The 21171-nt window shown below is 38.5% G+C and carries 19 protein-coding genes; 4 read left to right on the forward strand and 15 right to left on the reverse strand.

Annotated elements, in window-relative coordinates; all coding sequences use genetic code 11:
• Positions 1 to 7 precede the first annotated feature (7 nt).
• The 3 genes from porW to RM541_RS03905 all read right to left on the reverse strand — a co-directional run bounded on the left by porW (position 8) and on the right by RM541_RS03905 (position 4859).
• On the reverse strand, positions 8 to 2542 hold the full coding sequence (porW, locus tag RM541_RS03895) for a type IX secretion system periplasmic lipoprotein PorW/SprE (protein ID WP_311498911.1): 2535 nt from the start codon (positions 2540 to 2542) through the stop codon (positions 8 to 10).
• Between the two features lie 92 nt (positions 2543 to 2634).
• On the reverse strand, positions 2635 to 3366 hold the full coding sequence (locus RM541_RS03900; protein WP_311498912.1) for an ABC transporter ATP-binding protein: 732 nt from the start codon (positions 3364 to 3366) through the stop codon (positions 2635 to 2637).
• 11 nt (positions 3367 to 3377) lie between these two features.
• Complete coding sequence (locus RM541_RS03905) at positions 3378 to 4859, reverse strand: DUF5687 family protein (RefSeq protein ID WP_311498913.1); 1482 nt, start codon at positions 4857 to 4859, stop codon at positions 3378 to 3380.
• Between the two features lie 97 nt (positions 4860 to 4956).
• On the opposite strand from RM541_RS03905, the gene RM541_RS03910 reads away from it, so the two are divergent.
• Positions 4957 to 6006 (forward strand): ferredoxin--NADP reductase, encoded by a 1050-nt coding sequence (locus RM541_RS03910; RefSeq protein WP_311498914.1) that lies wholly within the window; start codon positions 4957 to 4959, stop codon positions 6004 to 6006.
• Positions 6007 to 6079: 73 nt separating this feature from the next.
• On the opposite strand, the gene RM541_RS03915 is transcribed toward RM541_RS03910, so the two are convergent.
• From RM541_RS03915 to RM541_RS03925, 3 genes are all read right to left on the reverse strand, one after another.
• Complete coding sequence (locus RM541_RS03915; protein WP_311498915.1) at positions 6080 to 7162, reverse strand: glycosyltransferase family 9 protein; 1083 nt, start codon at positions 7160 to 7162, stop codon at positions 6080 to 6082.
• Positions 7163 to 7168: 6 nt separating this feature from the next.
• On the reverse strand, positions 7169 to 7777 hold the full coding sequence (locus RM541_RS03920; RefSeq protein ID WP_311498916.1) for a DUF4254 domain-containing protein: 609 nt from the start codon (positions 7775 to 7777) through the stop codon (positions 7169 to 7171).
• A 134-nt stretch (positions 7778 to 7911) separates the two neighbouring features.
• The gene (locus tag RM541_RS03925) at positions 7912 to 8835 is read right to left on the reverse strand and encodes a DUF6427 family protein (RefSeq protein WP_311498917.1); all 924 of its coding nucleotides are present in this window, start codon (positions 8833 to 8835) and stop codon (positions 7912 to 7914) included.
• 47 nt (positions 8836 to 8882) lie between these two features.
• On the opposite strand from RM541_RS03925, the gene RM541_RS03930 reads away from it, so the two are divergent.
• The gene (locus RM541_RS03930) at positions 8883 to 9113 is read left to right on the forward strand and encodes a DUF6341 family protein (protein WP_311498918.1); all 231 of its coding nucleotides are present in this window, start codon (positions 8883 to 8885) and stop codon (positions 9111 to 9113) included.
• On the opposite strand, the gene purD is transcribed toward RM541_RS03930, so the two are convergent.
• Positions 9105 to 10379 (reverse strand): phosphoribosylamine--glycine ligase, encoded by a 1275-nt coding sequence (gene purD / locus RM541_RS03935; RefSeq protein ID WP_311498919.1) that lies wholly within the window; start codon positions 10377 to 10379, stop codon positions 9105 to 9107. The genes RM541_RS03930 and purD overlap by 9 nt on opposite strands.
• Before the next feature lie 87 nt (positions 10380 to 10466).
• Here purD and RM541_RS03940 point away from each other — a divergent pair, with 87 nt between their 5' ends.
• Positions 10467 to 11777, forward strand: coding sequence for a phenylacetate--CoA ligase family protein (locus RM541_RS03940; protein ID WP_311498920.1), 1311 nt, complete (start codon positions 10467 to 10469; stop codon positions 11775 to 11777).
• Here RM541_RS03940 and RM541_RS03945 read toward each other — a convergent pair.
• The 6 genes from RM541_RS03945 to RM541_RS03970 are packed head-to-tail and all read right to left on the reverse strand — an operon-like array spanning position 11770 to position 18070.
• On the reverse strand, positions 11770 to 12585 hold the full coding sequence (locus RM541_RS03945; protein ID WP_311498921.1) for a glycosyltransferase family 2 protein: 816 nt from the start codon (positions 12583 to 12585) through the stop codon (positions 11770 to 11772). The genes RM541_RS03940 and RM541_RS03945 overlap by 8 nt on opposite strands.
• The gene (gene rfbD, locus RM541_RS03950) at positions 12585 to 13451 is read right to left on the reverse strand and encodes a dTDP-4-dehydrorhamnose reductase (RefSeq protein WP_311498922.1); all 867 of its coding nucleotides are present in this window, start codon (positions 13449 to 13451) and stop codon (positions 12585 to 12587) included. The genes RM541_RS03945 and rfbD overlap by 1 nt, the downstream gene beginning before the upstream one ends.
• Entirely contained in the window at positions 13448 to 13993 is a 546-nt protein-coding gene (rfbC, locus tag RM541_RS03955; RefSeq protein WP_311498923.1) for a dTDP-4-dehydrorhamnose 3,5-epimerase, read from the reverse strand. The genes rfbD and rfbC overlap by 4 nt, the downstream gene beginning before the upstream one ends.
• A 9-nt stretch (positions 13994 to 14002) precedes the next feature.
• The gene (locus tag RM541_RS03960) at positions 14003 to 15691 is read right to left on the reverse strand and encodes a DUF6909 family protein (protein ID WP_311498924.1); all 1689 of its coding nucleotides are present in this window, start codon (positions 15689 to 15691) and stop codon (positions 14003 to 14005) included.
• 25 nt (positions 15692 to 15716) lie between these two features.
• Positions 15717 to 17198: a GH3 auxin-responsive promoter family protein gene (locus RM541_RS03965; protein WP_311498925.1), complete on the reverse strand. Its 1482-nt coding sequence runs from the start codon at positions 17196 to 17198 to the stop codon at positions 15717 to 15719.
• A 2-nt stretch (positions 17199 to 17200) separates the two neighbouring features.
• Positions 17201 to 18070: a M23 family metallopeptidase gene (locus RM541_RS03970; RefSeq protein WP_311498926.1), complete on the reverse strand. Its 870-nt coding sequence runs from the start codon at positions 18068 to 18070 to the stop codon at positions 17201 to 17203.
• Positions 18071 to 18288: 218 nt separating this feature from the next.
• On the opposite strand from RM541_RS03970, the gene RM541_RS03975 reads away from it, so the two are divergent.
• Positions 18289 to 18498, forward strand: a complete 210-nt coding sequence (locus tag RM541_RS03975) for a twin-arginine translocase TatA/TatE family subunit (RefSeq protein ID WP_311495338.1) — start codon at positions 18289 to 18291, stop codon at positions 18496 to 18498.
• 48 nt (positions 18499 to 18546) lie between these two features.
• On the opposite strand, the gene RM541_RS03980 is transcribed toward RM541_RS03975, so the two are convergent.
• Together RM541_RS03980 and RM541_RS03985 are read right to left on the reverse strand one after the other, a co-directional pair.
• The gene (locus tag RM541_RS03980) at positions 18547 to 19524 is read right to left on the reverse strand and encodes a DUF4837 family protein (protein WP_311498927.1); all 978 of its coding nucleotides are present in this window, start codon (positions 19522 to 19524) and stop codon (positions 18547 to 18549) included.
• Between the two features lie 23 nt (positions 19525 to 19547).
• The gene (locus RM541_RS03985) at positions 19548 to 21131 is read right to left on the reverse strand and encodes a lytic transglycosylase domain-containing protein (protein WP_432264658.1); all 1584 of its coding nucleotides are present in this window, start codon (positions 21129 to 21131) and stop codon (positions 19548 to 19550) included.
• Positions 21132 to 21171: the final 40 nt, after the last annotated feature.

Genomic DNA, 21171 nt, shown 5'->3' on the forward strand with positions numbered 1-21171 from the left:
TTAGACTTTATTCACTGAATTTATCCAGATAAGCTTCCAAATTTTTCTGAATCTGGATTACCCTGTAATTCCCCTCAGAAATCAGGATAGGTGCCCGCTCCACTTTATAATTTTTGTTTATCTGAAGCAATTCTGCAAAACCCAAAGAAGCATTTCTGTTCTTAAGACCGTGCACCATCATAAAGCTCATATCCGGATCGTAAACATCTTTTGAGGTAGAAAGTTCATCATATTCCAAATCTTCCAGTGCCTGGTCTATTTTCTCCTTCAGCTTATCCATTTCTGCTTCTTCGCTGGCACCAAAAGCATATAAAAGTTTAAAGCTATTTTGCGCATTTTCTTCAGTAAACTGAAGATTCCCGAGCTGCGGAATAGCCCGATTATAAATATCCTGTGCTTTTTTTCCTTCTTCGCTTTGTGGATATGTCAACGCAAGCTGATTAAGAGCTTTTTTATAATCTGCCAAACCATACAATCTCCCAATAGCCATAGCCTTTAATAATTCCAACTTTGGAACAATTTCATCCCCGGTATATTGAGTTGCTAAAGCAGTGGTTTCTGCTATAACTTCAGCATATTGCTCCTCTTCAAACCTTATATAAACCTCATCATAAGCAGCATCGGGAGAATTGCCATTTTCGGCAAGACTCTGCGGATTTTCAATATAAGCAGCATAGCGGGAGTCAGGATAATTCTGAATTATGTCCTGTTTTATAATTTCCATTTCCTGAAACCTGTTAGATGCCTGGTAAGCTTTGTATAGATTATATTTTGTTGGAAGTACCAGCCGTTCTTCCGGTGTGTTTTCCAGAAGCTGCTCCAGCCTTGCCGAAGCCAGATCGTACTCTCCATATTTTTCAATGTAGATAATTCCCAGCTGATAATAAGCAAAATCCCTGTCCCTCGTGAGGCTATCCAATGTATACGGGTCACTGGGAATTTGGCTTACATAAGACATGGCGTCAAAACGTGGATCTGTTGCTATATCTATCTCCAGAAATTCATTTTGGACCTGGGCTGTACCTGCAGTAATATTGTTATCTCCCCACCGCCAGTTATCAGAAAGTTCCCTTCTTCCCCAATTTCTTAAAAAATCACGCGCACCATTGGCCACTCTGGATTCATTGTAAAAGTAGAAATTACTAACGGGACCTGCAGTATTTGCTGCCATTGGAACTGAAGGCCCAAAGTTATTTTGGGATAATGCCAGGTCATTTTTTCCGGCAAGTACTTCTTCTGTATACGCAGCTTTTAGATCATTGGTGTAAGTGGTAAAATAGGCGATTTGATCTTCTTCAGAAAGGTTGGCAATCCTAAGGATACTATCATTTTCTTCCGCAATTTTTTCATATTGAATGATGTCCTCCAGATTGTCCCTTTTTTTCTTGATCGTCCTGAATTCCCTGAGTTGGGGAGACATTGTAGCGAGCGTGCTGTCAAAATATAAACTCGCCTCGCGGTAATCACTATTATCAAACTTGATATTTGCCAAAATTTCGTAGTTGATAGACTTTAGGTAAATATCACTACGAGGGGAACTTAAGGATTTATTGTAATATTCTACCGCAAGATCTGTAGAATCCAGCCTGCTGTAATATTCCCCAATCTGAAAATAAATTTTGTCCAGGAACGGCCGATTTTCCCGATCTTCCTCAAGTTCTGTCAATAATTCCCGAAGCTCCTCAATTTTTCCTGAATCATAGTCGAAGTTGCGAGCTTTCTGCACATGTGCGTTTATCATGTAAATTCTGGGGGAACTCCTTTTAAGAGCAATGACTTCATCAAAAGCAACATTAGCCTGCTCTGGTTGATTCAGAAAATTGTGCAGCTGCCCCAGTATAAAATAATACCTTCCTTTTTCTTCATTATTTTTAGTGAACTCTGCAGCGGTCTGTAACGGGGCAATCGCACTATCCTGATGCTCCAGGTTAATATAGGCCTGGGCGAGCGTAGCATTGGCATCTGCCAAATCCTGCTCTTCCAGGTTATAATTCTCGATGATCCGCTTTAAGTTTTTTATTGCCAATCTTTCATTTTCCAGGCGCATGTTGGTCTTTTCCCTCCAGATTTGCGCATAATTAATATTGTCGCTCGCGGGATATTTGTGAAGTATATAATTAAAGGCTTCCAGCGCAGGAACAAACCGCTGATCAAAGTACCGGGCTTTACCAAGCAACAGATAAGCTTCATCTATCTGTGGATTTCGCTCCTTACCTTCAATTAACATCGAGTGACGCTGTATAGCCTTTACCGCCTTCTCCTCTGCCCTGCCAAAATTCTGATTTCTTATACTGTCCGGAAGTGTTATATTTTGATCAATCTGCATTCTTTCAACAGGCAGAATGTCCCAGTAATTATCTGCGTAATTCTGGTTTAATTCCTCCCGCCCCTGTTGCAGCGCAAGGCTTCCGTTGTAAAGTGTATTATATTCTGTAGTTACTGCGTGCCAGTTACGGCTAAGAAAAGTATCCCTTTTTCGGGAACAGCTAAAGGCGATGCTCACGACTATTATAAGAAAAAGAATTCGGATAAATTTGTTCAAATCAGCGCTGTCTTAGTACCATGAATAACTCAAATACAGGTACTTTAGTGTGCAAAAATACGCTTCTTTTTACAAACTCAAAGTGCAGCTACTTAGATTCCCTCTTTTGGCTCCTCCACTTCACTCTGGTCTCCTGCAAAATAAGCTTCCAATTCTTTTAGTGTTGCTTCTGAAGTCTGAATATCTTTTACAATAACTCCCCTGTCCAATACAACAATCCGTTCACAAACTTCAGTAACATGAATAAGATCATGACTGGAAATAAGAACAGTTGTTCCAGAAACTTCAGATAAATCCTTTAGAATTTTCTTTAAACGGAATTGCGTTGTGGGATCCAGATTTGCAAAAGGTTCATCCAGGATTACAACTTCAGGATTACCAATAAGCGCGGCAATAATTCCAACTTTTTTCTGATTTCCTTTGGAAAGGTCCCGAAGGTATTTTTTTCTTCCGATGATTTCTCCGTTGAAGAAATCCTCAAATTGTGCTACAAAAGAATCAATATCTGCACGATTTCGATTCCTTAGTTCCCCTACAAAATAAAAATATTCTTCCGGAGTAAGGTATCCAATCAAAAAACTTTCATCTATAAAAGAAGAAGTAAAAGGTTTCCAGTCTTCACTCTGGCTTACCGTAATGTCTTTATTGAAAATGTTTCCAGAACTCGGCTGAATCAAATCCAGCAGAAGACTGAAAAATGTAGTTTTTCCGGCCCCGTTGTTTCCCACAAGACCAAAATTTTGTCCGGAAGGAATATCAAGATGTGCAATATCCAGAACTTTTGTTCCGCCGTAAACTTTGGAAAGATTTGTTGCTGTTATCATAATCTAATCTTTTATTCGCCGCTTTGTTTAAAACCTTCTATCATTACATATTTTCTCTTCTTATAAACTCCTGCAAGAAAATTTAGAAGTTTTGGCCTTAGAAATAAACCAATAATTCCAAGTAAAGTTAATAAGCCTATAGCCGCATTAAAATTTAAAAATTTATTGGTAATCCAGAAGATAAGCATCGGAAATATCATTAAAGGAAGGGCCACCAGCCATTGAGCGGCGCCGGTACCCTGATAATTCATAAACGGACTTTTGTCCAGTTCGATTCTTTTTTTATTAAAGGAACCGGCATAAAGTAAAAGCGGCACGTTCACTCCAATATTATAAAGGGCACATACCATATTCAGCAATAAAATATTCCATCCAAAATAAACATACGGAGTAGATAAAATTGCCAGCACCACAACGCTAAAGGTGATCAAACCTGCCTTTGACGCCAGGTATTGCCTAAGCGGAATATTCTGAGCCATAATCATGGGGTAATACGCAGAATCCCAACCCGGAATAAATTGCCCGAAATTCATCATAAACATGCCAGTAATTAGAATTCCAATCATAACAAGAAATGCAGACATTTCCTGATCTTCGATCGTATAGAACATAAGCCCATAGAAAACAAAGAAAAGAGCCAAATAGACAGTAGTTTTCGGCCTCTTATTTCGCCAGATTAATTTTAAATCCTGCTGAAGAAAAGGAGCGATGCTTCCGAATTTTCTGGTCCAGACAAAATCGCTGGTATCTGCAGCTTTCGCCTTTTCCTTAAGGTTCGCATCCAGATAAAATTTCTTTTCCAGGTTTATCTGGTTCCATTTGTAAAGGATAATAAGAAGAATAACAGGAACAAACGCCAGGTAAGGCTGTGCCACCATAAAATCCAGAGCTTCTCCAAATAATACAGTGATCTGAAAAATTTTGAAGTATTCCAGTGCAGCAAGAACAGCCAGCACAATTACAAATGGAAGAAGCGCCTTTAGGTTGTCTGTAAAACGCTTCTTAACGATAAAATTTGTGAAATTTATACACAGGCTTAATGAATACATACCAAACATCCACGCCAGGATCTTAATAGTAGCGTAATCACTTTCGATTATACAGAATATGCCAAACGGTATAATAATAAATAACGGAAGTATATTGTAAAAAGAATACAGGGATTTTGCGAGCACAAAATTCACGACTTTGCGTTTTGGTACTGGCAGGTTAAGCAAAGGCTTTATATCCATTACCGGTAAAGTCTGTAATAGAAATCTAAAAAGCAGCTCGCAAACCAGCCACAACAATGCGTAGCGGTTTACCATTTCCAAAGGATCCTTATCTGGATAGAACTCCTGAAGCATTGGATATAAGCCTATTCCAATCACCAGGAATGCGCCGGCAAAGTAAAGCGCCATAAAAACAAGGAAAATTTTAAGCCCTATACTTTTTCCAAAACTAGCCGACCTAAAAAAAGCCTTCCATTCCAGGGAGAAAAACAGTTTAAACATATTCTAAAGGTCTTTATGTTACTAGTACAGAATTTTAGCTGTTTGTTACACTTTAAAAACAGGTATACTTTGTATTTTTGCAAATAAATTTTTTTTGATGAGTCAATTTTATCCGTTAAAAATAAAAGAAATTATTCGGGAAACCCCTCAGGCGGTAAGTATATCTTTTGAAATTCCGCAGGATTTAATAGAAGAGTTTAACTTTAAAGCAGGCCAGTATATTACCATTAAAACTGCTGTGGGGCAAGAGGAAGTGAGAAGAGCCTATTCTATTTGTTCAGCTCCCGGTAGCGAAGATTTTAAAGTCACTGTAAAGGAAGTTGAAGGAGGTAAATTTTCGGTTATTGCCAATAATAAGCTTAAAGCAGGAGATACGTTGGAAGTACATCCTCCCGAAGGGAAATTTGTACTAACTCCCGCTGAAGGTGAAATAAACAATTATGCCGCCTTTGCTGCAGGTAGTGGTATTACTCCCGTTCTTTCCATCATCAAAACAGTTTTAAAGGAAGAGCCTAAAAGCAGATTTATTCTTACCTACGGTAATAAATCTCCCGAAGAAACTATATTTTTCAAGGAACTTCTGGAGCTTCAGGCTAAATTTCCAGACCGGCTTTTTATTGAATTCGTTTATAGCAGGACACGTGAAGAAAATGCTCATTTTGGTCGTATAGAAAAAAGCACCGTGAATTTTGTAGTAAAAAACAGGTTCAAAGATCAGCTAATTAAAGAGTTCTTCCTTTGCGGACCGGAAGAAATGATCAACCAGGTTACTAATATTTTAGTCGAAAACGGAATTCCTAAAGAAAAAATCCTTTTCGAATTGTTCTCCAGCGACAATACGGGAGAAGTTAAAGCAGATGTTGAAGGACAAACAGAATTAACTATCCTTGTAGACGATGAAGAGACTACTCTAACGATGGATATGAAGGGAACGGTGCTTGAGGCAGCTCTTGAAAATGATCTTGATGTTCCTTACTCCTGCCAGGGCGGAATTTGCAGCAGCTGTATTGCGAGAATTACTGAAGGAAAAGCTGAGATGAGAAAGAACCAGATCCTTACTGATGATGAACTGGAAGAAGGCCTAATCTTAACATGCCAGGCACAGCCTACAACGCCTACTTTAAAGGTGGATTATGATGATGTTTAATGCTGAAGTTTACTATAGGTCGAAAATTGCCAATTTTCGGCCTGCACTTTGAGTGCGCATAAAATCTTCAGAATTACTTCAGGATTTTAAGCACTTTTTCCACAACGGTTTCCGGTGGAATGCTTCGCATCACGTCTTCATAGCCTTCCGGAACAGTTTTTCCGTAGATTGAGGTGGGAATTAGCGGGTATTTATTCAGATCGGGTAAAATTGAGTGCTCAAGAGGCTGATTGAACGGTACAAAGCCGGCATAAGGATGTGTCAGGCCCCAAATTGTGATTACCGGCACATTATACATTGCCGCTAAATGCCCATTCCCGCTATCCATAGAAAGCATGGCATCTAAATTGGCAATTAACGCCAGTTCTTCCTCAAAAGAAAAATTTCCGGCTATACAATGTACCCCTGAAAATCGCAATTCCCATTCTTTAAGCTTCGGAAGTTCTTCAGCGCCACCACCAAACAGGAAGATTTTTACATTTTCGTCCTTCTGAAGTTCATTCAGCACTTTTTGCATTAAATCTGAAGCATACGACTTGGACGAATGTTGTGCAAAAGGCGCAATTCCCAGCCATTTCTTGTCATGAGCACCGGTAATCGCAGTTATTTCTTCTGAAAGGGCAAATTTTTTATTGAAATCGTGATCCTTCAGCGAAATTGGATATCCTAGTTCCTCAAAAACATCGGCGTAGCGCTGGTGTGTAGATTTTAGCTGTTTAAAGACCTTATCTTCAGGACGGGTAAGCGCTTTTTTTTCACTTCGGCCTTTATCTATTTGCTTTACCGGGATCCCGAAGAGATAAAAAACAGAATTTAGCACATTACTCCGCAACACATCATGAAGATCGGCAACCATGTCTATTTCCTCATCCCGCAGCTCTTTCGCCAGTCGTCCCAGGCCAATTACGCCGCTGTGCACGCCATTTACATCTGCTTCATAAACAGAAACATTCGGGATATCTTTAAACATTGGCGCAAAAAATCCGCGGGTTAAAACTGTGATTTTTAACTGCGGATAAGTATTAATTAGGGTGCGGATAACCGGCGCTGTCATCGCCACATCACCCATGGCAGATAAGCGAATTACCAGAATATGAACCTTCTTTTCCACAGCACGACGGCTGGCAGAGGAAGTATTAGAAGATTCATTTTTCATTAAATTTTATTTTTTGTCGCGAAGAACAGGGTTAAGTTCTTCGTCGTTGTACATCTTCATTTGCTTGTAAACCTTCATATATTTATCCCCGTTAGCAATGTCTTCCAGTAACTGATTAATTGCCGTAGAAAGATCTACACGCTGTTCCAGCAAAACATCCAGTTTAGCCTTACAAGCCATTTGATGTTCCTGAGAAGCATCGTCCCTGTTGGCCTCTTCTCCCATATGGTAGATTTTAAGCGCAAGGATAGACAGACGATCTATTGCCCAGGCAGGGCTCTCAGAATTTATTGTTGCGTCCTCCTTTGGTTTGACTTCTTTAAAATTTTCAAGGAAATAACTGTCTATATATTCCACCGTATCTGTACGATCCTGGTTGGAAGCATCAATTTTTCTTTTTAACTCTAAAGCAGCTACAGGATCTATATTTTTATCCCGAATAATATCTTCATAATGCCACTGCACTGTGTCTATCCAACATTTCCTGTAAAGAAGGTGACCAATTAAATCCTCTTTTTGGTCATAAGGATTCTTAAAATCCTGATCTACCGTATCTTTTTCGTGATACTTTTCGATAACTTCCTGAAAAACGTGATTAGCTTTATCTGAAAACATAGTATTTCTTTTTTTCCTGTGGTTTAACTTCAGCTGTTGCAAATGTATTATAATTTACAATAGTTCTTAAAAGTCGCAAAGCTGAAATAACTTTTCTGAAGCGCATATTTACCACGGAAATAATTTTCTTCAGTTTAAAAAATAAACGGAATGCAAAACGGCATCAGAATCAGCAGAATCAGAAGAATTTCTTTGAAGATCCTATCCTTTTTATTTCCGAAGTAATTGGAGGCTATAATACTAAGAGGCACAAAGAAAAAGATGAACTCGCTACCGTTCTTGTTGTGGGAAAGAACAGCGACGCAAATTGCAGTTGCAAGGCTTAACATCACGAGATTTAATACAGGGCGCCGTGTTATACTTGCCTTTTGAATAACCGAAAGGTAGAAAAACATTGTCCAGATCAATAATGCGAGAATAATACTTAGCGGAACTAATAGCGAAAGATCCTGATAATTTTCGAACTGAAAATTCATCGGCTGGAACCAATCTGCAAAGCTGTACAGACTGTCATAGATAAGAAGATGTGCAGCTTCGGTAATAAGAGCGACCGCAAAAAAGGCAATTATCGGGATGAGGAAGTTTTTTAAATAAGATGCATAGAAAAGAATCCCCGCAAACACTACTAAAAGGAACAAAATTGACCAGAAATAATATAAAGAAGCGATACAAATCCAGAAAGTAGCATCAAAAATCTTCTGTTGGACCACTTTCCGGGATTTTAGGCTTATAATTCTTCGGAAAGAAAGCAGCACAAATAAATTGGCAATTATCGCCTGATCATTCTTTAGCAGCGCTGAAAAAGAAGTGGCAAAAACAGCAAAAAGCAGGATTTTGTAGGCACTTCTCTTCGTTAGCTCATTCTTCTTTGCTATAAAATTGAGTACCATTACGCTCAGAAGAAAAACGACCAAAACTGCCAGTTTTTCTAAAAATGACAGCAGCTCAAAATTGACAAATAAGGCGTCGAAATTGGCGAAAACAAAGAAAGCAGTCATAAAAATCCCTACTGCAATGACATTTACAGGAGTTGATTTGCCAAAAAAGCTTGTTAGCATTGCCGTTTTTTATATTTTTGTAACAATTAATATAACAAAGTTATACAATGAAAGATTTATTTGAAGGAATTGAGGATCTGTTTGTAAATGTCCTTTTTGCTCCGTTCGATTACATACGCGAAATGGAACTTGAATCCTGGTTCCTGGCTAATGCATTGAATTTTCTATTTGTTATTGTTGGTTTTCTCGCTTTCCTTTACTGGATGAAGCAGTTAAAAAGCTACAACGATAACAACGAAGAAAACAGGGATCCAAAAGCACATTCCTTCTTAGGATAGGTCAAAACCTAAATCCTTTCTAAAATACATCTTATCGAAATGTAGTTTTTCTGCATTTTGGTAAGATTTTTTTAGTGCCTTTTTGTAATCCATATCCAGTGAGGTAATGGCAATAACACGGCCGCCACTGGTAACCACTTTTCCATTTTCTAATTTTGTTCCTGCGTGGAAAAGAAGCGAATCCTCCACCTCATCTAATCCGGAAATTTCCTTTCCTTTCTCGTAAGCTTCGGGATATCCCCCGGAAACCATCATCACTGTAGTCGCCGCACGATCGTCTATTTCAAGATTAACTTCATCTAATTTTGAATCGAAGGTTTTCTCCAGAACCTCAACTAAATCTGATTTTATTCTTGGTAAAACGACTTCAGTTTCTGGATCTCCCATTCTTACATTATATTCGATAACGTAAGGATCGTTATTAACTTTTATAAGTCCGATAAAAATAAAGCCTTTATAACTTATATCTTCCTCATTTAATCCATCAACCGTAGGTTTTACAATCCGTTCCTCAATTTTCTGCATAAATTCCTTATCTGCAAAAGGTACGGGGGAGATTGCACCCATCCCGCCTGTATTGAGGCCGGTATCGCCCTCGCCAATACGCTTGTAATCTTTTGCTGTTGGAAGAATTTTGTAGTTTTTTCCGTCAGTTAAAACAAATACGCTAAGTTCGATTCCATCCAAAAATTCCTCAATCACCACTTTGGCACTGGCTGCGCCAAATTTCTTACCGGCCAACATCCGTTCAAGTTCAGCTTTTGCTTCTTCGAGGTCTTCAAGAATAAGCACTCCTTTTCCCGCTGCAAGACCGTCAGCTTTCAGCACATAAGGCGCATCAAGCATTTCCAGGAAAGATTTTCCCGCTTCCAGGCTTTCTTCAGTAAAACTTTCGTAAGCTGCGGTAGGGATTTTATGCATTAACATAAATTCTTTTGCGCGTTCCTTGCTTCCTTCCAGCAAGGCGCCTCTTTTGGATGGACCAATCAGTTTTACGTTTTTTAGCTGCTCATTTTGGGTAAAGAAATCGGCTATTCCTTCTACCAGGGGATCTTCGGGTCCTACCACAAGCATTTCAATTCCTTTTTCCAGTACGAAATTTTTAATTGCTTCAAAATCTGTGACTTTTAAATCTACATTTTCAGCAATTTTTGAAGTTCCCGCATTTCCCGGAGCAACAAAAAGTTTACTACATCGCTCGCTTTGAGAGATCATATGTGCAAAGGTATGTTCGCGGCCACCGGCGCCAAGAATTAATATTTTCATCTGGAACTGTTTTAGTTGTTGTGCCAAAAATAATTGTTTGTAAATTGAAGCACCAATTATTTTCTACAAAAAACGAAATTAACGCATTTGGAGTGGTTCAGGCTTTCTTTACAGCTTAACAATTTCCCAATTAACGGGGCAGAAAAATTGTTACAACAAATCCAGGAAATTCCTGAGCAAAAGTATCGGGAATATCTTGAGAGGCAGCGTGATTCTATTCTAAAATTTCACATCGAAAACAATGAATTTTACAGGCAGTTTTGTCCTACCAAAAATTGCAAAAACTGGAAAGATGTTCCTGTAATGAAAAAGTCAGATCTTCAGCAACCTCTGCAAAATAGGTTAAGTGAAGGTTTCAGTAACCGGAAAACAACCTATGTTGGAAAAACTTCCGGAAGCAGCGGACAACCGTTTATTTTTGCCAAAGACCGTTTTGCCCATGCCTTAAGCTGGGCCGGATTTAGTAACCGCTATCTCTGGCACGGGATAGACCTCAATAAATCCTTACAGGCACGGTTCTACGGAATTCCGTTGGATTTCTACGGAAATATCCAGGAGCGGGTGAAAGATAGAATTAGCTTACGCCGAAGATTTAACATCTTCAACTTGAGCGATGAAAAAATGGAAACGTTTCTGCAACGCTTTAAAAAAACCAAATTTGAATATATAAACGGATACACCAGCGCTATCCTGTTGTTCGCAAGATTTCTAAAGAATAAAAATATAACTTTAAAAGATGTTTGTCCCAGTCTTCGAGTTTGCATCGTGACTTCTGAACGCCTATTTAAAAATGATAAAATCCTGATGGAGGAATCCTTTGGTATTCCGGTTTTAAATGAATACGGCGCAAGTGAAGTCGGATTAATTGCTTTTGAAAACACTGAAGAAGAGTGGATTGTAAATTCCGAAGATCTTTATGTGGAGATCCTTGATGAACAGGACAAGATCCTGCCTTTAGGAGAAGAAGGAAGAGTGGTGATAACTTCGCTTTACAACAAAGCACATCCTATGATTCGCTATGATATTGGTGACACAGGAATTTTATCTAAAGACAGTAGTCATAAACATTCAAAACTGCAAAAACTGATTGGCCGCACCAATGATATCGCACATTTAGCCAATGGGAAAGTCGTTCCCGGACTCACATTTTATTACGTTACTAAGACAATAATTACCGATACCGGAAGTATTAAAGAGTTTGTGATCACTCAAACAGCAATGGATTCATTTAAAATTGAATATGTAAGTGACACGGATTTTGCTGAAGGCCAGGTTCAAAAAATCACCGCGGCCATTCAGAAGTACGTTGGAAAAGATTTGAAAGTGGATTTTGAACGAAAAAACATGCTCGAGCGAAGCAAAAGCGGAAAACTAAAACAGTTTACCTCCCTTATTTAATCTGCTTTAACTGTCGTTGCTTAACCAATAATTGCTCTTTTAGAAATACTCCCATACATCTAAGACTTTTTAAGAAACTGAAACCCAGCACACGATAATAAATGTTGAAGTTGTGCCCAAGCATTTCCAGTTTATTTCCTGAAACAGAGTTTTTCCTTAAACGGTAAAGTGCCAGCGGCTCCTTTATACCTTTTGCTGTTCCTCCTTTTTTTATTGCCTCCAGCCATAAAGCCCAATCCTGCCTTTTTCGCACATCGGGAGCATAAATTTTATCCAGTTGCCTCACATCGTACATGCCGGTAAGGTTTCCCACATAATTCGCCTTCAGTAGTTTTTGGTAAGTTAAGTATGGCAGCGCTTCTATAATTTCGTTACGTTTTTGGCCATTTTCAGTAATGCGTTCGTAGCTGGAGTAGCAAACAGCGAGTTCATTATTCTTCATGAATTCCAGCTGTGCTTCCAGCTTATTCGCTTTCCAAAGGTCATCTGCATCCAGAAAAGCAATAAAATCGCCCTGAGCGGCTCTAATTCCTTTATTCCGACTAAAACCCGTTCCTTTGTTCTTCTTGTTTTCGAAGATTTTAATCCGCGGCTCTTCCTTTGCCAGGTTTTTAATTTTTCCAAGCGTAAAATCTTTAGAAGCATCATCTATAACAAGAAGTTCCCAGTTGGAATAAGTTTGTTTCTGAACAGAAAGAATAGCTTCGGTAATAAATTCGGCTGAATTATAGGCAGGCATTATAACTGAAACTAAAGCTGATTTTTCAGTATTTCCAGATTCTGAATGTGCTAAAATGGACTCCGGCATTAGGAGCCTGGCTTTAAAATTTCTGACTTATATAATTTCTCCAGACTTTCTCTCCAATGAATTAAAGGGAAATCAAAATTTTGTTGTAGCTCCTTTTTGCTGAGCACACTAAATTCCGGTCGGGTAGCAATAGTTTTATAGGAATCGTCTTTATTAAGAACAATATCAGGATTGCCCGAAATTTCTAAAATAGCTTCTGCAAAGTCGTACCAGGTCGCTTCCCCGTCGTTACTAAAGTGATAAACTCCATAACTGGCATTTTCAGTAGCAATTATTTTGAGAACCAGCTGCGCAAGGTCATTCGCATTGGTGGGAGTTCCTTTTTGAGCAGTGGTAATGTTTAAAGTTGCTTTTTCTTCAGCTTTTCTAAGAATGGTGTTGAAAAAGTTATGTCCGAATTCTGAATACAGCCAGGAAGTCCTGAAAATAAAGTATTTATTCGTGGTTTTCCGTATATTTTCTTCTCCCTTGAGCTTTGAAGCTCCATACACGTTAATAGGATCGGTTAAATCATCTTCAGAATAGGGAATTTTTGAAGTTCCGTTGAAAACATAATCTGTAGAAAAATGGAATAAGGTGGTACTCGAAGAACGGCAAATTTCGGCCAAAACTTTAACCGCTTCAGCATTGATTTTAAATGCCTTCTCCTTCTCAGATTCTGCTTTTTCAACATTGGTATAAGCCGCACAGTTTATGCAATAATCAAAATCTTTTGCTGCAAATAATTGGGTGAGGTCACATTTATTGGTGATATCCAATTCTGAAGAATCCATGAAAACAAAATCGAACTGACTATACTGTTCTGACAACTTTTGGAAACATCTCCCTAGTTGCCCTGAGGCTCCTGTAACTAAAATTGACTTCATTTGAATAGCGTCTTAAAAGTTGGCTGCTGCATATCTTTATCTGATATTATCATTTTTTCTTCAGGAAAATCCCATTGAATATTTAAAGTTGGATCGTTATAGATTATTCCCGATTCTGCGCCGGGTGTATAGTATTTATCACATTTGTAGGCAAAAACAGAAGTTTCGGATAAGGTAAGAAAGCCGTGCCCAAAACCTTTTGGAATATATAACTGATGCAAATTGTTATCATCAAGCACGACCTTGTACGTCTTTTGAAATGTTTTTGAATCTGGCCGCAAATCTACCACCACATCCAGCACTTTCCCGTGAATCACCCGTACTAATTTTGCCTGCGCAAATTCGCCGGTTTGGTAGTGTAGGCCCCGCAAAACGCCAAATTTCGATACCGACTGGTTATCCTGAACAAATTCATCTTCTATTCCGGTAACTTCTGCGAATCTTTTTCGATGGTAACTTTCCAGGAAAATCCCCCGCTTATCTGTGAAAACAGAAGGTTTTATTAAAAAACAGTCTTTTAAAGGCGTTTCTTCTGCCTGCATATTATTAATTTAAGAATTGAATATTTGCTCTAGGATTTTTTCGGTGATAAGATACGTTGGCTTCACGCCGGTGGTTCCTAAACCTCCCGAGGCCAGTGTACTTCCGGTTTCCAAAGGATTATCTGATGCATAATAAGCGTAACGCACTTTTACATCACCATCTATATTCCCGCGTAACTTTGCCGCTGCCTGTATGGCTTTTTGATAATGTGCCCCTTCCATTTCCAGACCGCTCACATTCCAGGTGGAGTCGTGAAAAAACCGTAAAATATCCTTATTTTGAAGGGAGGTTCCCAGGACCGTAATCATGCTGCCGTCTACCACATGAATATCATGTCCTTCCAGATCTTCTTTTGACAGCTCATTTTTAAAAGGATAATTATCTGCAGTTCCTTCAAACAAATGTGCGGTAGGAACCATAATATCCCCTTTTGCACCTTCCAGTATCCCCGCTTTTCCCATAATGGAAATAGATTTCACATTCATATGGATTTCATTATCCTCAAAAGTATAAGGTTTCAAAAGTTCATCCATCGTTTCGTAAGCCTGCTCTCCAAAAGCATAATCCATTACAATGATTACCGGTTTCTCTTCTTCAGGTTTTTTAATAAAGTTATCAACTTTAAAACCTTCTTCAAGTTTTGCAGTGTCGAAAACCTGAACATCTATATTGGTACCGCTTTCATCTTCAATAAACTTCATTCCTTTACTAAGTGCAGCCTTAATGACTTTATTCCGCAAAGGTCCATTTCCGCTATCGCTCAAATCCTCATAAATGCCCAGAGGCTTTTTCTTCTTCAATTCGGCCTTAAGCGCAATTGGTGTAAAAAGGGTATTCATCACACTATGCATATTCGCACTTATAATGTGAATTGGACGGTGCGTAAGATTTTCAGCTAATAGATATTGCTTTATTTTATCTGCCCATATTTCTCCATGGATATGCTGCCCCAACCGCTCACGAAGTACCTGACTGAAGGTGATAAGCCGTTTATTATTCTCTACAATTTCTGAAATTGCCAGTTTTCCCAGCCAGTAAATGATGTTAAGGAAACGCTCCTGATTCTCTGGAAGAGAAAATTTAGGATAGATTGTCGTAACCTCATTAAACGTTCTACCCAGAATATTAGCGGTATGTGTAAGTGCAACTTCCCGCTCTGCCTGAGTAAGCTCCTGGTTTTGTAAAACAGCTTTTTCCAGTTTTTGCCAATCCCGTGTTACACTTCCCTCCTCATCAATTACTACACGCCGCATGATTTTGTGAGACTCTATAAACAGAAAAGTGAGGTGAGTGAGAATATCATAAATTTCTGAACGACCACGTGTAATTTCAATATTCATCTGTTCATCGTCTATACGATAACAGTTTCTACGTCTCTTTGGTGGAATAATGGGTTTAAAGTGAGAATTTCCATAACCTTCATCACTTGTTAGGTTAATAAACCGGCATTCTTCTATTCCCTTTGGAAGGCGGTCTATAACATATAAAAGTCCGCTTAATTCGGCTTTATCATCAGCAACAGAACCATAGATTTCAGGTCGTAATGTTAATAAAGCTTCTCTAAGGGTTTCTCCGGAAACACCCATGGGTTTATAAAATCCCCTGTTAAACAGGTGGCGCATAGTAATGTACATTCTTTCTATTGCGCTGGAACTTTCCTGAGCACGTGTGCGTCCCTGAATTTTTAAATTCGACATATATTCTTTTAATTCTCTAAATTATTTACAGCTTATCAGCAATATTTCTATCGTTAGACAACCGCGGAAGCTTATTCTGCCCACCCAATTTTCCAATGGATTTCATGTACTTCTGAAATCCATCACGCGGAACTTTTGTTATTTTCAAAGGTTGAAGAATTTTCCCTTCAATCAAATCGAAATAATAAGAATTTTGATTTTGCATAGATTTATCCAGAATGGAATTGAATTTCTGAAAATCTTCCGGCTCCTTTTCAAATTCTATAAACCATTCATGATAAGGCAGCTCCTCCCCTGCCGGGGTGATTTGTGGTGCAACTGTAAACTCACTTATTCTCGCATCTGTTTCAGATGTCGCTATCTGCATAGCTTCTTCTACTTCCTTGGCAATTACATGCTCCCCAAAAGCGGAAATAAAGTGCTTTATTCTTCCAGACACTATAAGTCTACATGGTTTTGTAGAGGTGAACTGAACGGTATCGCCCACGTTATACGCCCATAACCCAGCCGTAGTGGAAACGATCATCACGTAATTTTGGCCAATTTCGACCTCTCCAATGCTAAGCCTGTCCGGATTATCACTGTAAAATTCTTCAGCTTTTATAAATTCATAGAACATTCCGGAATCCAGCTGTAACAGCATCCCTTTTTCATCCTGTTTATCCTGAAAAGCAAAAAATCCTTCAGAAGCGGGATAAAGTTCAATGCTATCTACTTTCCTGCCAATCAGATTTTCAAATTTCGAACGATAGGGCTCAAAGTTGACTCCGCCATAAATAAACAAATTGAAGTTTGGAAAAAGATCACCGACTTTTTTGCCAGTTTTCTTCTGCAGGCGTTCAAAATACATTTGCACCCAAGACGGAATCCCGCTAATAACGGTCATATTCTCCTTTTGGGTTTCTTCTACAATTGCGTCGACCTTAGTTTCCCAATCCTCGATAGAATTAGTTTCCCAGCTCGGTAGTCGATTTTTTTGAAGGTATGCGGGAACGTAATGAGCTACGATTCCTGAGAGTCTTCCGAGTTTAACTCCGTTTTTATCCTGCATTTCCGGACTGCCCTGTAAAAAAATCATCTTACCATCTACAAAAGAAGAATTTCCGGTTTCAGCGATATAACTTAATATAGCGTTCCGGGCAGCGTTGATATGCGTGGGCATAGAATCTTTTGTAAGCGGAATATACTTTGCACCACTTGTAGTTCCTGAAGTCTTGGCGTAATAAAGAGGCCTTCCCGGCCAAAGAACACTTTCTTCCCCGCCCACCATGCGGTCTACATATGATTTTAGTTCTTCATAGTCCCTCACCGGCACATTTTCAGCAAAATCCTTATAAGTCTTAATTTGCTTAAAATTATGATCCTTACCAAAGGACGTGTATTTTCCTTTAGCTATTAACTGCTGGAAAACCTTCATTTGAGTATCCTCAGGCTTAGAAGACCATTTCCTTATATTGCTTTGTACTTGTTTGGCAAATATTTTTGCTCCTAAAGATTTTAAAGACATAGTTAGTTGAAATCTATATATTCTGTAGGATCCACAGGGGTTCCTTCATTCCATAATTCGAAGTGAAGATGCGGTCCAGTAGTAAATTCTCCTGTAGAACCTGCCGTAGCAATTACTTCTCCTGCTCTTACAGCATCCCCCTGCTCTTTTGTAAGGGAAGCATTATGTTTATATACCGAAAGCAAGTCGTACCCGTGCTTTACGATTATTACGTAACCTGTTTCTGTAGTCCATTCCGAAAAAATGACACGCCCGTCTGCAATAGATTTTATTGGCGAATTCCTGGCAACCACCACATCTACGGCGAAATGCTTTTCATCTGCATCAAATTCTTCTGAAATAGAGCCTTTTACCGGTGCAATAAGGGAAAAATTAATATTTTCTGTTGCACCAGGTAAAATATTGTATTTATCCTCCTGCGCGACCTGGTCCCTCAGTAAAGAATCGGCTCGTGAAGGTTCAACCTCTTCCATATCCTGATTATATTCGGAATCTGCCAAAACAGAATCCCTGTTTAAGGCATAAGCTTCAAGATCTCCAGTGAGTACGCTTTTTATAGAGCCCAGATATTGATTATTCATTCTAATCACTCCTTGCAGGGAATCTGTAGTATACGCCAGATTCACCGCCCTCTCCTTAAGTTTGGCAGATGAGTAACCGGGAATATATTCTTTTAGAGGTGTGAATGCAATAATATAAGTGGTTGCTGCAATTAATATAATTGCACTAAGGGTTATTGTTACAAAAACATTTAATCTTGTAAGTTTAAAAGAAAGCCTCTCTTCAAAAGTATCTTCATTAAGAATAACGAGCCGATACTTATGCAAAAGTTTCTTCGAGAACTTCCTTTTATTTTTTGATTTATCTGCCATTTAAATTCAATAGTATACAAAGATATAGTAAAAAAAGAATGCTAATTAAAAACATCCTGTAGTTAATCCTGACTGAATTTGTATTTATAAGTGGTCCAAAATCATTTCAAGTTTCCCAAAAAGCACCAAAGCCTAAGTTAAATTTATACAATTTTGTCACTTCTTAACGTTTATATTAGTGAATTCTTGTTAAGTTTGCAATACTAAATCTCAAAAATATGAACGCATTAATATTACCCTTAGTAATAGGAGCGCCCCAGATTATCTTAATTGTAGTTGTGATACTTCTCCTTTTCGGAGGACGTAAAATACCAGAACTAATGAGAGGCTTAGGTAGCGGTATAAAAGAATTTAAAGACGCTTCTAAAGACGACGAGGATCCAAATGCAACTCAGGATCCGAAGCATGTTCCAGAGGATAGGAAATAAAAAAGAAAGATATTTTAAAAAACCCAACCTTCCGGTTGGGTTTTTATTTTAGTCTATTTTAGCTGATCTAAGTATCGCATCGAGTTCAAACATATTATCCCTTTTTGCCATAGACGGGGAAAAAACAAAACCTTCCAGAATTACATATCTGTCATTCTCTTCATCTCTTACTGCATAATTCACAAAAGGACCAGCCATAAAAGCATTCTTAACATCCCAGGTTCCTCTGGTTTCATAAGCAAAGTGTCCATCTATACTTGATTCAAAAAGATAGGGAGCATATGCTTCTTCAGTTTGCATATAGGTTCCTTCTACAGGACCGGGTATGTATTTCTTTCCAATAGAATCACGCATTTTGATAATACTGCCTATTACATTAGTATCATTCTCTATAGTTCTAAGTGGCACCTCGTAAATGAGAATTTCCATTAATCCTTTTGGAATTTCTTTTCTAATCCATATAAAATCCTCCTCATTCATGGCATACCGATAAGCTGTTGGTATCTTCAGGGACACTCCAAGTTTTTCCTTTAGGATTTCATCATCTTTAAGAGATTTCCCAATCCTACGCTGTTTTTCTTTTAATTCTGTTTTCTTAAAAATTTCTACAATGCTATCGGAGTTATTCTTGATTACATCAATCAAATCTTCATTCGTCTGCCCTTTCACTACAACACCAGTCTGGGGTTTAGCGTATTCCTCCCGTAGAATTCCGAAAGCACGCTCTGCCCCTTTCTCGACATGCAGAAACAAGCGATTTTTCCTGACAAAACCCGAAAAAGCCTGTGGTGGTATCTGGCTTAAAGAAAATAAAGGTTCTTCCTGCGGTAAACCGTCTACAGGTGCTGCAAGATGGTTTCTTACCACTTCACCTACTTCACCCTCCCAAAGGTTATTTTCCATTACTACAGTAAGCTGATTAATATTTCCGGAGGAATCTGAAAGAATACGTTCATTTTCTGTGGAATCGTTCTTACAGGAAATTAAGAATATAATACTGAAGAGAAGAAGAAAACTTTTTTTCATTTTGATGGTTTTGAATTATGATATCAGCCTTTCGAAATCTTTAATGTCATTCCAGGTCTAAGTGTGTTACTATTCATATCATTCCAACTCCTCAAATTCTGTACCGTAACTCCTGGAAACTTTTTTGATATACTCCAAAGAGAATCTCCATTCTTGACTTTATATACTTTTGGATTATTACTATTGCGTGTTTCAGCCTCTTCTGATTGCTGTGCTACAACAGGTTTCCTTGGAAATACCGTAAGATACTGCCCAATTCTTAAATTATTACTTCTTAGATTATTCCATTTTCTAATTTCGCTTACACCAACTCCATATTTTTCAGCAATACGACCCAAATAATCTCCGCTTCTAACACGATATCTAATCCGCTCTTCTGTTTTCACATACTGCGGAAGGTTTTCTTTTTCCTTCTCTAAATCACTTGCAACATATTCATATATCGCAGCTTCGTTTGAAACAAACGCACCGGTTGAAGGCCTGGGAAGCCTTAGCGTATAATTTTCATCCTTTACAAAAGGAATGACATCAAGCTTATAACTCGGATTTAAAAATTGCAGCATATTTTTATCAACTCCGGTAATTTTTGAAATGTGGTCAAAACTCAGCATTTCTTTTACCCTTATGGTATCAGTTTCAAAATAAGCGACATCGGGTCGGTTGGGCTGAAAATTGTGCTCCTCGGCATACTCAAAAAGATATAAAGTTGCCAGGAAAGCGGGCACATAACCTGCTGTTTCACGTGGAAGATATCTTCTTAGATCCCAATAATCAACAGATCCTCCACTCCTGCGTATCGCTTTTGCAACATTCCCCGGACCGGAATTGTATGAAGCGAGAACAAGATCCCAATCCCCAAAAGTCTTATATAAACTTGCTAAATATTGTGCTGCTGCTTCAGTAGATTTTACCGGATCCATACGCTCATCTACATAAGAACTAACATCAAGATCGAACATTTTACCCGTAGGGAACATAAACTGCCACAATCCAGTAGCCCCAACTCTTGATCTTGCTCTTGGATTAAGTGCAGATTCTACTATTGCAAGGTATTTTATCTCCAACGGAATATCATAGCGATCCAGTTCCTGCTCGAAAAGCGGAAAATAATAATCACTCAATGCCATAAGGCGCTCCATAGCATGCTTGTTGCGCTTTAGATAAGATTTTATTACACTTTCCAGACTTGGATTATATTCAATATTAAAAGGAGTTCTGGCATTAAGGTTCTTAAGCCGTGCTTTAAGGGTATCTGTTGGAAGCTCAGTATAAACTACTTCTGAATAGTCCTGTTCGAGAACACTTTTATGCATTGTTTCAAACAGATCAGAATTTGTAAGTTCCTGTTTCCAAATAGAATCTATTTTACGTGCACGGGGCAGATCTTTTAATGCCACAGTTGAAGAATCCCGAACTATAGCAGAGATCGGGATTCTGTTTTTAAATTCGGGGTCAGGTTCAGCCAGTTCAATTTCAGTGTCAACAGATTTTTGAAAAATCTGAACTCTAAAATTTGTTTTCTCCACCTGCTTTTTCTTCCCATTTTGCGCATAAGTGTTAAGCGCTAAAAGTGAGAAGATGATCAACATTCCCCTTCTAATCATCATTTCCAGTTATTCTGCATAGTCCATAGTCTACACACATTAT

The sequence above is a fragment of the Autumnicola psychrophila genome, assembly GCF_031846645.1.
GTDB lineage: Bacteria > Bacteroidota > Bacteroidia > Flavobacteriales > Flavobacteriaceae > Autumnicola > Autumnicola psychrophila.